An 11798-nucleotide genomic window follows, 5' to 3' on the forward strand; every position below is an offset into this window, starting at 1 on the left:
AGCTTTTCTTATGTAAAATTGACAATTTGTTTATAAAACGGGCCTTGATGTTTCCAATCTCCTTTTTCCGTGATACGATGAATGAAAACAGCTGAAAAGAGGGCTGCTATGTTTGGAATCATTTCGGCAGGGCTCGCTCCTGCTATTGCCCTGCTTGCTTTTTTTTATCTCAAGGATAAATACGAAACCGAGCCGGTTTCAATGGTGATTCGTTTATATATTTTTGGGGCCTTGCTTGTTTTTCCCGTAATGGTCATCCAATTTGGATTTAAAGAAGAGCTCATGGTCTCGCCGCTGACGGAAGGAATCTTTTTGTCTGCGCTGCTTGAAGAGTTTTTAAAATGGTTTTTAGTTTTTTATTGTGCCTATATGCATGCTGAATTTAATGAGCCCTATGACGGCATTGTTTATGCTGTTTCTCTTTCCCTTGGATTTGCTTCCATGGAAAATATATTCTATCTGTATGTTCATGGTGTCAATGAAGCCCTGGGAAGAGCACTAATGCCCGTATCCAGCCATGCACTTTTTGGCGTCATCAGCGGATATTACTTTGGAAAAGCAAAATTTTCATCAGGCTCCAAGAAGAAATGGCTTCTGGTGTTCTCTATCATTATTCCGTTTGTGCTGCACGGGGTATATAATTGGATTTTACTCGCGTTTGAACGGGATTTTTTGATTGCCATGCTGCCTTTTATGCTGTTCCTCTGGTGGCTGGGATTGAAAAAGGTAAAACTGGCCAACGCTCACAAAACCGCATGGCTGGCAAGGCAAAAAAATATTGGTTCTTAAGAAACCCGAAGACTAAGTTCTTGGGGTTTTTTTATATGTTTTTATTTTTGTATAAAATGCTGAGATTTACAAAAGCTAACATCATCATACAAAGCTGAGAATATTTCACAGGAGGCACTTTCCATGAAGAAATCTATGCGTTACATAAAGCGTACGCTGTTGTTCTTAACTGCCATAACTTGTTTATTGACCGGATTTACTCCGGAAACCACTCATGCTTTTACCCCACAGGTCATACAAAAAGGAGCTACGGGTGACGATGTGATCGAGCTGCAGTCCCGATTGCAGTATATCGGCTTTTATAATGGGCCGATCGATGGCGTCTTTAGCTGGAGAACGTACTGGGCCCTCCGCAATTTTCAGTATGAAAACAAGCTGAAAGTAGATGGTCTGGCAGGTTTTACAACAAAAAAGAAGCTGGCGGATCAAACGAAATTTGATTATGGCTGGGTGCATAAGCAGATCCGAAAAGGTAACAAATTCACAACATATGGCGGTGTACCGAAAGAGAAACAGGTCAAAAAATCTAAAGGAAAGACCGGTGCCGGTGCAAAAGCTGCACCCGCCAAACAGGGAGCCAAGGGGAAAAGTGCAAAACCCGGTGCGAAAGCAGCAGTTAAGGTGCGCACACCAAAACAAGGATCAAATATTCCTGATGGTTATTCCCAAAACGATATCAATTTAATGGCGAATGCTGTGTATGGTGAGTCACGGGGTGAAAAATATATCGGTCAAGTTGCTGTAGCGGCAGTTATTATCAACCGCGTGGAAAATTCCGAATTTCCAAATACCGTTTCAGGCGTTATTTTTGAGCCAGGAGCGTTCACAGCGGTAGCGGATGGCCAAATTTATTTAACACCAAACGAAAAAGCAAAAAAAGCCGTCATGGATGCTTTGAATGGCTGGGATCCAACTGGTGAAGCACTTTATTATTTTAATCCCGATACAGCTACATCAGGCTGGATTTGGACAAGGCCTCAAATCAAAAAAATTGGTAAGCACATTTATACCAAATAACGGAGGTGATTTCCTTGATACGAAATGCATTGATTGCTCTTTTAGTAATAGCTGTTGCAGGCACAGGTTATTGGGGATATAAACAGCAGCAGGAAAAGAATGCGATACGAATTCAGTCAGAAAATAACTACCAGCGCGCATTCCATGATTTGAACTTTAATCTGGACGCATTGCACGACAAAATTGGTGAAACGCTCGCTATGAATTCCAAGCGCCAGATTTCCCCGACGCTGGCCCAGGTATGGCGTTTAACTTCAGAAGCGCACAATAACGTCGGACAGCTGCCGCTCGGACTGCTGCCGTTTAATAAAACGGAGGATTTCCTGACGAAGATGGGAGATTTCAGTTATCGTGTTTCCTTGAGAGATCTGGAAAAAAAGCCTCTTACTGATAAGGAATACAAAACGCTGAAGGATCTTTATGCTAATTCCACCGGGATACAGGATGAATTACGAAGAACCGAGGCTGTTGCCAGCAAAAAAGATATACGGTGGACGGATGTAGAATTAGCACTGTCCAAGAAAGACCAGCCTCAGGATAATACGATCATAGATGGGTTCAAAACAGTTGATAAAGCGTCACAAGGATATGCCGAAACTGACTTTGGCCCCGAAGTGGCAAGCATGCACAACGCGAAAAAAAGAAATTTGACCAAGCTTGAAGGCCGTTATATCACGAAGGAAGAAGCCAAAAAACAAGCGATTAAATTCTTTCAATTAAAGAAAAATGTGAAAATCACAGTGAAGGAAACCGGAAAGGGTTCTCAATATCGTGCTTACTCCCTGACTATGTACAATCCTGATACAAAAGCAACCACGTATATGGATATCACAAAAAAAGGCGGATATCCGCTATGGGTGCTTCAGGACCGAAAAGTGGGTGCACAAAAAATCAGTTTGAACAAAGCGCAAAAAGAAGCTGTATCCTTCCTGAATATGCATATGAAAAGCAAAATGGAAGTGGTTTCGGCAAACCAGTATGACAATATTGCAGTATTTAACTTTGTCAGCACAAAGCAGGGAGTCAGGATTTACCCCGACATGATCTCCATCAAGGTTGCTCTTGATAATGGAGACATCATGGGCTATCAGGGAACGGATTTCCTTACTTCTCATTACGACCGGAAAATCCCGGCCGCAAAAATTACCGAGAAGCAGGCGAGAGCCAAGCTCAATCCGAAGTTTAAGGTGATGGAGAAACATATGGCCATCATAAAAAATGATATTAAACAAGAAGTATACTGTTATGAGTTTTTAGGGGTGCTGGGTGATGAAACGTACATCATTTATATCAGTGCACAAAATGGTGATGAAGAGCAAGTGAAGAAATTGCGTGAAGGCCAGCCGGACTACGCTTCCATGTAAGGATAATAAGGGAAAAGTCAGAGATTTTTCACGAGGAGTGGAAAAATCACAGCGGCTTTTCCCTTTTTCCATGGCATCAATGGTATAGAGCAGCCGTGGTTTGGTTATATTAGTGCCAAATATGGAGGGACCGATCATGAAAAAACTAGAAAATATGCTTGTTAAGCTTGCCCTTATTCATTTGATTTTTCTTGTTTTGGCGCAATGGGTGCTGACACACGACAGCTGGAAGCGGAACGTTAATAAGAGCATCTATTATGAAGGAGTCATTAAAGGAAACGAACCAAGGACGACAGAGACCATAGACCATAAATAAGCTTTATGATATAGTTAATGGCGGAAAGTTACCTATGAATAGTTAATGCTTCAACGCATAAAAAGCAGGTAAATACCTGCTTTTGTTCGTATGGTACTAAAAATATATGTTGTTTGAAAAGCAGGAGGAAACATGAACAAGAAATTAAAAATCGCCATTGACGGACCGGCCGGAGCGGGTAAAAGCACAGTTGCCAAATTGGTGGCAGATCAGCTTTCCTACATTTACATAGATACAGGGGCAATGTATCGTGCACTCACTTACAAAGCGCTGGCGTCCAACAGTAATTTGCATGATGGCAGTGTCTTGCAGTCTCTTTTAAAAGAAACGGAGATCGAGCTTGAGATCACTGAAAGCGGGCAAGCGGTCATTCTCGACGGGAAAAATGTTTCAGAAGAAATCCGAAGCGCAGAGGTAACGAATAATGTTTCGTTTGTGGCCACACCTCAGCAAGTGAGGGAGGAAATGGTTCACAGGCAGCAAAAATTGGCAGCCCAGGGCGGGGTCGTGATGGATGGCCGTGATATTGGGACCCATGTCATGCCTGATGCAGAATTGAAGGTATTTCTTGTAGCATCCGTGGAAGAGCGTGCCAAGAGACGCTTTGAAGAAAACCGGAATAAAGGGTATGAAACCAATCTTGAACAATTAAAAGAAGAAATCAGTCTCCGTGACAAACGTGATTCTGAGCGGGAATTTGCTCCTCTTAAAAAAGCAGATGATGCCATAGAGCTTGACACCACATCAATGTCCATTCAAGATGTTGTTAATGAAATTCTTCACTTGGTGAGTGAAAGGGCTGAAATATAAAGTGAACCTTTACAGATTTGGGAAAATGGTCTGCGGTGCATTTTTAAAAAGCATGTACCGAATAGAGGTTAGAGGAGTGGAGAATATTCCACAAACCGGCGGGATTCTTCTTTGCAGCAACCATATTAATAATTTTGATCCTCCGCTTGTCGGAGTGGCCGCGTCGAGAGACGTTCATTTTATGGCCAAGGCAGAGCTTTTTGACATGCCAGTCCTAAAAGCGCTCCTTCCCAGGATTAACGCATTCCCGGTCAAACGGGGAATGAGTGATAAGCAAGCGTTAAGAAACGGCCTGAATCTGCTAAAAGAAGGCAAGGTCCTCGGACTTTTTCCTGAAGGTACACGAAGCAAGACAGGCGAACTCGGTCAAGGGCTTGCCGGTGCCGGTTTTTTTGCCTTGAAATCGGAAGCAGCGGTTGTCCCGTGTGCCATTAAGGGACAGTATAAACGAGGCAAGACAGTTACTGTTATTTTTGGCAAGCCGATTGATTTTTCTGAAATGAGGGAGCAAAAAGCTTCCGCTCGGGACGCAACAAACCTTATAATGTTAAATATAGAAAAGCTTCTAAAGGAAACATCGTAAAAGGCATACTGTATACTTCCTTCAAATGAAGGTTGAAAATATATACTTATACGAAATTGAGGAGGCAGTGACATATGGCTGACGAATTAAACACAAGTCTAGAAGAAACAAAGGTCCTTGAGGTAGGGGATATCGTAGAAGGAACCGTTCTAAAGGTTGAAGATAAACTGGCCATTCTTGATGTAAGCTACAAACAGGATGCAGTTCTTCCCGTTAATGAAATATCCAATGTTTTTGTTGAAAAAGCTTCGGATTTCTTAAAGGAGGGTGACAAAGTTACAGTGAAAGTTACCTCTCTGACAGAAGATCAGCTTACCGTTTCAAAAAAAGCGGTGGATACTGTGAACTCATGGGAAGAACTCAACAGTAAGTTTGAGCAAAATGAATCATTTGAAGTAACCGTTCATGAAGTGGTAAAAGGCGGACTGGTGGTTGATCTTGGTGTTCGCGGCTTTATTCCCGCTTCCATGGTTGAAAAACGATTTGTTGAAGATTTCAGCGATTACAAAAACCGTACGCTCGAGGTGAAAATTGTTGAACTGGATCAGGAGAAAAACCGTGTGATCCTTTCACACAGAGCGGTTGAAGAAGAATTGGAATCCAAAAAGAAACAAGAACTGCTCAATAATCTTGAAGCAGGACAAGTGCTTGACGGAACCGTTCAGCGTCTTACGGATTTTGGTGCGTTTGTTGATATCGGCGGGCTTGACGGGCTTGTCCATATTTCCCAGCTTTCTCATAAACGGGTGGAAACTCCATCCGAAGTGGTTTCTGAGGGAGATACAGTAAAAGTAAAAGTGCTTTCGGTTGACCGCGATAACGAGAGGGTTTCCCTTTCCATTAAAGAAACCCAGCCTGGACCGTGGGAAAGCAATGTTTCCACGTTGTCTGCTGGAAAAGTTATTCAAGGCACCGTCAGACGCCTTGTTAACTTCGGCGCTTTTGTGGAAGTAGCTCCAGGAGTTGAAGGGCTGGTTCATATTTCCGAGATCAGCAACCGCCATATCGGCAGTCCTGGCGAAGTTTTGTCGGAAGGTGAAACGGTCACTGTTAAAATTCTTGATGTGGATTCCAAAGAGAAACGAATTTCACTGAGCATCCGTGCAGCACAGGAGGATACTGAGCAGAAGGATATCCAAAAAAACTTCCCTAAAGAGGAAAGAGGATTTTCCCTTGCTGACATGATTGGCGATCAGCTCAAAGGCCTTAAAAAAGATTAATTTAAAAGAACTCCATGATTCTTTCCACAGCATACCCTGCAGAAAGAACTCCACGGAGTTCTTTTTTATTTAAATCCTAGTCTAATCCTTCTGATGATTTCGTTTTCTGGCCTCTTCAGGTCCTTCGAGTGATGTGGCACCATTATATTTTAAGGATTGGTCACGATCGGATTCTACTCGGTGTGATTCTCTCAGCTTTTTCTCCTGGCGGTCTTTTCCCATTTGGATTTCCTCCTTTCGCTTTTCTTTTATTATGACTTTGTGATTAGGTTTTATTCGATTGAGCATAATGGAGGAAGAGGAGGAGAACATGTTGGATGGTATTTTCTTTTATTGGTTTACATGGATTGGCTGGGCCTACTGCTCATTTTTAATGAAAGCATGCCCGCAAAGAACGATTTATTCCATGATGCTCCTGATGATGGTGATTTTGCAGGGGTTTACAATAAGAGCAGGGAATTTACTGCTTCATTTTTCATTTGCATTTTTGCTGGTGAGCTGTTTTATGTCTGTATTCCGCCTCCGTTTTAAAGGAGTGATATCTTTTGTCTTTTATTCCTGTTTGGTTGCTCTGGCCTATAATGCCATGCTTCTATTCTCCCTGTATGATCCGGTATGGATTGTTGTTGAAGTAAAATGGATGCTGGCAGGAGCGTTGTTCCTTTTATCTCTATTTTTAATGCGGGATACAGGGATGAGGCCTTATATGCTGGGGGCTGGAATGGCATTAGGAGAGACGGTGTATCATTTTATAATAAAAAAACTAGCGCTTACTCTTGAGCTGGGCAGCCTGTCATTCTTCGATGTTCTCTCGATGTCGGTCGCGCTCTGCTTTGCATGGGAAGGGCTCCATCAATTTTCTGCTTACGTTTATACAGAAGCAGGAAAAGGGCGAGTGTCCAAGAGGGCATCGCGGTAAGCGGTCCCGCCGCCTTGTGGTTGTGGGTTAGACTTTTATCTGCTAAAATAAATTAGCTAACTCAAGACCCTTCATGACGGAAGGGTTTTCTTTTTTGGGAACTATTAAGTAAAAGGATGTGTCGACATGCAAAAGCCAGTATTGGCCATCGTCGGAAGACCAAATGTGGGAAAGTCCACGATCTTTAATCGGATTGTTGGAGGCCGGGTATCCATTGTGGAAGATATGCCGGGTGTAACCAGAGACAGAATTTACAGTTCGGCTGAATGGCTGAACCGTGATTTTAATATTATTGATACAGGCGGTATAGAAATAGGAGATGAACCACTGCTGCACCTTATGAGACAGCAGGCGGAGATTGCTATTGATGAAGCTGATGTTATTTTGTTTCTTGTGGATGGAAAAGAAGGGGTAACGGCTGCCGATGAAGAAGTGGCCAAGCTTCTTTTCCGTTCAAAGAAACCGGTCGTTCTTGGTGTGAATAAGATCGACAATCCTGAGCGAAAAGAACTCATCTATGATTTTTATTCATTGGGAATGGGTGAGCCCTTTCCATTGTCCGGTTCACACGGAATCGGGCTTGGTGATTTGCTTGATGCGGTGTTCAGCCATTTTCCGCAGCAGCCGGAGGAAGAGGAAGATGAAGAAACGATCCGCTTCTGCTTGATCGGCCGCCCGAATGTCGGAAAATCCTCGCTTGTGAACTCCATCCTGGGCAAGGAACGAGTAATTGTCAGTGAAATTGCAGGAACCACAAGAGATGCCATTGACTCTGAATTTACCCGTGAAGGCCAGAAGTATACCATTATCGATACAGCAGGCATGCGCAAAAGAGGGAAAGTGTATGAGCATACCGAAAAGTACAGTGTACTGCGCGCCTTAAAGGCCATTGACCGGGCGGATGTCGTTTGTGTGGTGCTGAATGCGGAAGAAGGCATTATTGAACAGGACAAGAAGGTGGCAGGCTTCGCTCATGAAGCCGGAAAAGCGGTCATCATTATAGTGAATAAATGGGATGCTATTGAAAAGGATGATAAGACACTCCGTGAATTTGAGCAAAAAATCAGGGATCACTTCCTTTATTTAAGCTATGCGCCGATTCTTTTTGTCTCAGCCAAAACAAAGCAGCGTCTTCATGCTCTTTATCCATTGATCAACCAGGTTGCGGATAACCATGCTCTGCGCATTCAAACCAACGTATTAAATGATGTGATTATGGATGCTGTTGCCATGAATCCAACACCAACAGATAACGGGAAACGACTGAAAATTAATTATGCAACACAGGTGGCGACAAAGCCGCCGACCATCGCTCTTTTTGTTAATGACCCTGAACTTTTGCATTTTTCTTACAGACGATTCCTTGAAAACCGGGTAAGAGAAACGTTTGGTTTCATTGGGACTCCGATCCGAATCATTGCCCGCAAGAAAAATGATTAGGTGCAGGTGTTTTTTATGGACATTCTTTTATTATGCATTGGAGCCTACCTGTTAGGCTCCATCAGCTTCAGTTACACCATTACCAAAGGGTTGAAAAAGGGAGATATTAGAAAGCTTGGCAGCGGAAATGCGGGGGCAACCAACACACTGAGGGTGATCGGTGTGGGTCCTGCCATCCTGGTACTTATTCTTGATGCGCTCAAAGGTATCGTGCCGGTCTGGGCAGCCTTGTCTCTTCATTTTGATCTGAGCACTGCTATTATCGCAGGCGGCATGGCCATCATTGGACACAATTGGCCGGTTTATTATGGATTTAAAGGAGGAAAAGGGGTCGCAACCACGATTGGTGTATTTGTTATCGCGTCGTTTTTTCCTTCCCTGATTGCCGGTATCCTTGTGATTCTTATTATTGCTTTAACCCGTTATGTTTCGTTGGGGTCGATCGTTTTCATGATTTTGACTCCGGTTTTAATGTTTGTTTTTAAATCAGTGCCAGTTGAGGCGGCAATTATCGCCTTGTTGATTGGCTTGCTTTCCATATGGAGGCACCACACCAATATTTCCAGACTGTTAAATGGAAACGAACGAAAACTAGGACAATAGGTAAGGAGTGGGATGGGAATGGAAAAAGTTGCCGTAGTTGGAGCAGGGAGCTGGGGTACTGCATTGGCCCTTGTGCTTGCCGATAATGGACATGATGTCCGATTATGGGGAAGAAGGCCAGAACAGATTGAGGAAATCAATACCATACATACGAACGAAAAATATTTGCCGGGTGTTGTTCTTCCAGCTGGAATCAAAGGTTATAACCATTTGAAAGAAGCAGTGGAAGGGGTACGAACCGTGTTGCTTGTCGCCCCGACAAAAGCGATGCGGGATGTACTGCGTGATCTTGTTCCTTTGATTGATGAGCCTGTCACAGTGGTTCATGCCAGTAAAGGCATTGAGCCGGAATCCTATAAACGGGTATCGGAAATTATTGAGGAAGAAATTCCAGCCGAAAAACGCCGTTCCATTGTAGTTCTTTCAGGGCCGAGTCATGCAGAAGAAGTATCACTCAGGCAGCCGACAACAGTGACGGTTTCATCTTCTGATATTGAAGAAGCAGAGTATGTACAGGATCTGTTTATTAATCAAAACTTCCGTGTCTACACCAACGCTGATATCGTTGGAGTAGAACTTGGGGGCGCCCTGAAGAACATTATTGCTCTGGGAGCAGGCATGTCTGACGGTCTGGGCTATGGCGATAATGCTAAAGCGGCTTTGATTACACGGGGGCTGGCTGAAATAGCAAGGCTCGGAACGAAGATGGGTGCCAACCCTTTAACCTTTTCAGGACTGACAGGCATCGGTGATTTGATTGTAACCTGTACGAGTGTTCACAGCCGGAACTGGCGGGCGGGCAATATGCTTGGCAAAGGCGAGGCGCTTGAGGATGTACTGGAAAAAATGGGCATGGTGGTAGAAGGCGTAAGAACAACAAAAGCAGCCTACCAGCTTGCTAAACAGGAAAAAGTGGAAATGCCTATTACGAGTGTCCTTCATGATGTACTGTTTGATGGCAAGGATGCAAAAGAAGCTGTCGATGAACTCATGAAAAGGAGCCGGACACATGAGGTGGAGGATGTTTCCTCCCTCGTTTCCGACCGGCGGGCAGAATAAACGAACCGTCCTTCTCCCTGATTTCTATCACGATTATTAGACCGATGCATAGGATAATGGTGAATAGGTTGTGGAGGAGGACGAAAAATGGATCGTAATCATCAATTTTTTGATAACGTTGAAAAGAAAACGAACGTAAAAAAGGAAGATATTTTCAAACTGGCCCAAACGGTCAGCAATGAAAATTTACGGGATGAACGCACGTTAAGAAGACTGATCTCCCAGGTAGCCTCCTTGGCCGGTGTTCCTGTTTCGAAACAAAAAGAAGACCAGATTGTCAGTGCTGTGATTAATAACAATGTACCTCTTGATTTTAGTACATTGTCCAAAATGTTCGACAATAAGTAGGGAACGGGAAAGCCAATCTCTCTGCAAGTCGGAATACTTAGTCATCCAAGCAGGCGGTGCAGCGCGCACCGGCCTGCTTCTTTTTTGCTGATTATGCCATTAGTATTGAATAAGAGCGCTTACGCAATTCTTATATTTTATGCTATAATTTACGCTGTAAAAGGAGGATATATATGGACGCTGGATTAATGAAAATGTGGGTCGCTCTGTCAGCCATCGGCCTTATGTTTATTGCCGTTTTTTCAATTATGATCAGCAGGGCAAAGTTAAAAGGATTTTTTAAATACATACTGGCAGCTATCGCATATCTTTGCATGTTCACGGCAGGTATTTTAATTGTACTCGTCGTATTTAGCGGGCCGGCGAAAGGATAGGAAAGCAGCTGGAATGAAAAAAATATGTTTAATGATCACAGGCATCTGCATGCTTTTCAGTCTGACAGGCTGCTTGTATCCCGATCAACAGAAATCGGAGAACAGGGTTCCCTACAAGGACCAGATTCAAATGGTGCAGGGTGCAGTGAACGACTATAAAAAAGATACCTCTGTTCTGCCTATTAAGAACAAGGATGCTTCCACCGACATTTACGAAAAATATCCTATTGATTTCGGGCGCCTGGTACCGAAATATATGCAGCAGCCTCCCGGCAATTCGTTTGAAAAAGGCGGAACCTTTCAGTATGTGCTAACCGACGCTGAAACGAATCCGAAGGTAAAGCTGATCGATCTTGTCATCGTGAACAAAGCACAGGACCTTGAGCTTCGGCTTAAGGAATATACCCGCACGCACAAATATCCTCCCTATGACAAAATTATGGCCAGCGGCAGGTACACCCTCAATTATAAAAAGATGGGGTATAAGGAAGCTCCTTATGTCGTTAGCCCGTACAGTGGAAAAAACCTCCCGTTTTTTGTGGACAATGAATCGAAAGTGCATGTGGATTACTCGATCGATTTGTACGAAGCGTTAAAAAAGACAAAAGATGTTAAAGAAGGAAAAGACATTCGGCCGCTGCTGACGAAAAATTCCTATTTTGTGCCCGTCCGTTCAGTCCCCTACAGTGTAAAGAACGGAGAACCGGAATTCCTGATCGGCAAACCGTAATTTTATAGGATGCACTATAAATAATAGTCATGAACTCTCCCCTTTTCTAATACATTCATAGAAAAGGAGGAGGGTTTTTTATATAAAAAACGGACATGGTGAACACCTGGACAGTTTGCACACGGAAAGTCACAAGCAATTGTGCTTCTCTCCCGGTCAATACAACGAACTCAGGTCCACGCTCTTTTTTGTATGAAAAAACTTTCATTCCTTATCATATTTTTGG

Annotated in this window: 15 protein-coding genes; 14 read left to right on the plus strand and 1 reads right to left on the minus strand. The window is 43.4% G+C overall.

Features of this window, described 5'->3' with window-relative positions; all coding sequences use genetic code 11:
• Nucleotides 1-108: 108 nt before the first annotated feature.
• The 7 genes from prsW to rpsA all read left to right on the plus strand — a co-directional run bounded on the left by prsW (nt 109) and on the right by rpsA (nt 6099).
• Nucleotides 109-789: a glutamic-type intramembrane protease PrsW gene (gene prsW, locus QYB97_RS24315; protein ID WP_301168593.1), complete on the plus strand. Its 681-nt coding sequence runs from the start codon at nt 109-111 to the stop codon at nt 787-789.
• Between the two features lie 123 nt (nt 790-912).
• Complete coding sequence (gene sleB, locus QYB97_RS24320; protein ID WP_301168594.1) at nt 913-1806, plus strand: spore cortex-lytic enzyme; 894 nt, start codon at nt 913-915, stop codon at nt 1804-1806.
• 14 nt (nt 1807-1820) lie between these two features.
• Nucleotides 1821-3170, plus strand: coding sequence for a germination protein YpeB (gene ypeB / locus QYB97_RS24325; RefSeq protein ID WP_301168595.1), 1350 nt, complete (start codon nt 1821-1823; stop codon nt 3168-3170).
• A gap of 136 nt (nt 3171-3306) precedes the next feature.
• Complete coding sequence (locus QYB97_RS24330; RefSeq protein WP_301168596.1) at nt 3307-3486, plus strand: DUF5359 family protein; 180 nt, start codon at nt 3307-3309, stop codon at nt 3484-3486.
• Nucleotides 3487-3618: 132 nt separating this feature from the next.
• Nucleotides 3619-4296, plus strand: coding sequence for a (d)CMP kinase (gene cmk, locus QYB97_RS24335; RefSeq protein ID WP_301168597.1), 678 nt, complete (start codon nt 3619-3621; stop codon nt 4294-4296).
• 1 nt (nt 4297) lies between these two features.
• Nucleotides 4298-4879, plus strand: coding sequence for a lysophospholipid acyltransferase family protein (locus QYB97_RS24340; protein WP_425589846.1), 582 nt, complete (start codon nt 4298-4300; stop codon nt 4877-4879).
• Between the two features lie 74 nt (nt 4880-4953).
• Nucleotides 4954-6099, plus strand: coding sequence for a 30S ribosomal protein S1 (gene rpsA, locus QYB97_RS24345; protein ID WP_301168598.1), 1146 nt, complete (start codon nt 4954-4956; stop codon nt 6097-6099).
• A gap of 81 nt (nt 6100-6180) precedes the next feature.
• Here the strand turns inward: rpsA and QYB97_RS24350 are convergent, their stop codons facing one another.
• Nucleotides 6181-6321, minus strand: coding sequence for a YpzI family protein (locus QYB97_RS24350; protein ID WP_301168599.1), 141 nt, complete (start codon nt 6319-6321; stop codon nt 6181-6183).
• 88 nt (nt 6322-6409) lie between these two features.
• On the opposite strand from QYB97_RS24350, the gene QYB97_RS24355 reads away from it, so the two are divergent.
• The 7 genes from QYB97_RS24355 to QYB97_RS24385 all read left to right on the plus strand — a co-directional run bounded on the left by QYB97_RS24355 (nt 6410) and on the right by QYB97_RS24385 (nt 11572).
• Nucleotides 6410-7018 carry a YphA family membrane protein gene (locus QYB97_RS24355; RefSeq protein WP_301168600.1) on the plus strand — a complete coding sequence of 203 codons (609 nt, stop codon included), beginning with the start codon at nt 6410-6412 and terminating at the stop codon, nt 7016-7018.
• A gap of 126 nt (nt 7019-7144) precedes the next feature.
• Nucleotides 7145-8458 (plus strand): ribosome biogenesis GTPase Der, encoded by a 1314-nt coding sequence (gene der, locus QYB97_RS24360; protein ID WP_301168601.1) that lies wholly within the window; start codon nt 7145-7147, stop codon nt 8456-8458.
• Between the two features lie 15 nt (nt 8459-8473).
• Nucleotides 8474-9061 (plus strand): glycerol-3-phosphate 1-O-acyltransferase PlsY, encoded by a 588-nt coding sequence (plsY, locus tag QYB97_RS24365; protein WP_301168602.1) that lies wholly within the window; start codon nt 8474-8476, stop codon nt 9059-9061.
• An 18-nt stretch (nt 9062-9079) separates the two neighbouring features.
• Nucleotides 9080-10120, plus strand: coding sequence for an NAD(P)H-dependent glycerol-3-phosphate dehydrogenase (locus tag QYB97_RS24370; protein ID WP_301168603.1), 1041 nt, complete (start codon nt 9080-9082; stop codon nt 10118-10120).
• A gap of 87 nt (nt 10121-10207) precedes the next feature.
• Nucleotides 10208-10468: a stage VI sporulation protein F gene (locus tag QYB97_RS24375; protein WP_301168604.1), complete on the plus strand. Its 261-nt coding sequence runs from the start codon at nt 10208-10210 to the stop codon at nt 10466-10468.
• Between the two features lie 173 nt (nt 10469-10641).
• A complete protein-coding gene (locus tag QYB97_RS24380; protein ID WP_301168605.1) occupies nt 10642-10842 on the plus strand; it encodes a DUF2768 domain-containing protein in 201 nt (66 codons plus the stop codon).
• Between the two features lie 13 nt (nt 10843-10855).
• Nucleotides 10856-11572 carry a hypothetical protein gene (locus QYB97_RS24385; RefSeq protein ID WP_301168606.1) on the plus strand — a complete coding sequence of 239 codons (717 nt, stop codon included), beginning with the start codon at nt 10856-10858 and terminating at the stop codon, nt 11570-11572.
• Nucleotides 11573-11798: the final 226 nt, after the last annotated feature.

This window comes from Fictibacillus fluitans, assembly GCF_030418125.1.
GTDB classification, from domain to species: domain Bacteria; phylum Bacillota; class Bacilli; order Bacillales; family Fictibacillaceae; genus Fictibacillus_C; species Fictibacillus_C fluitans.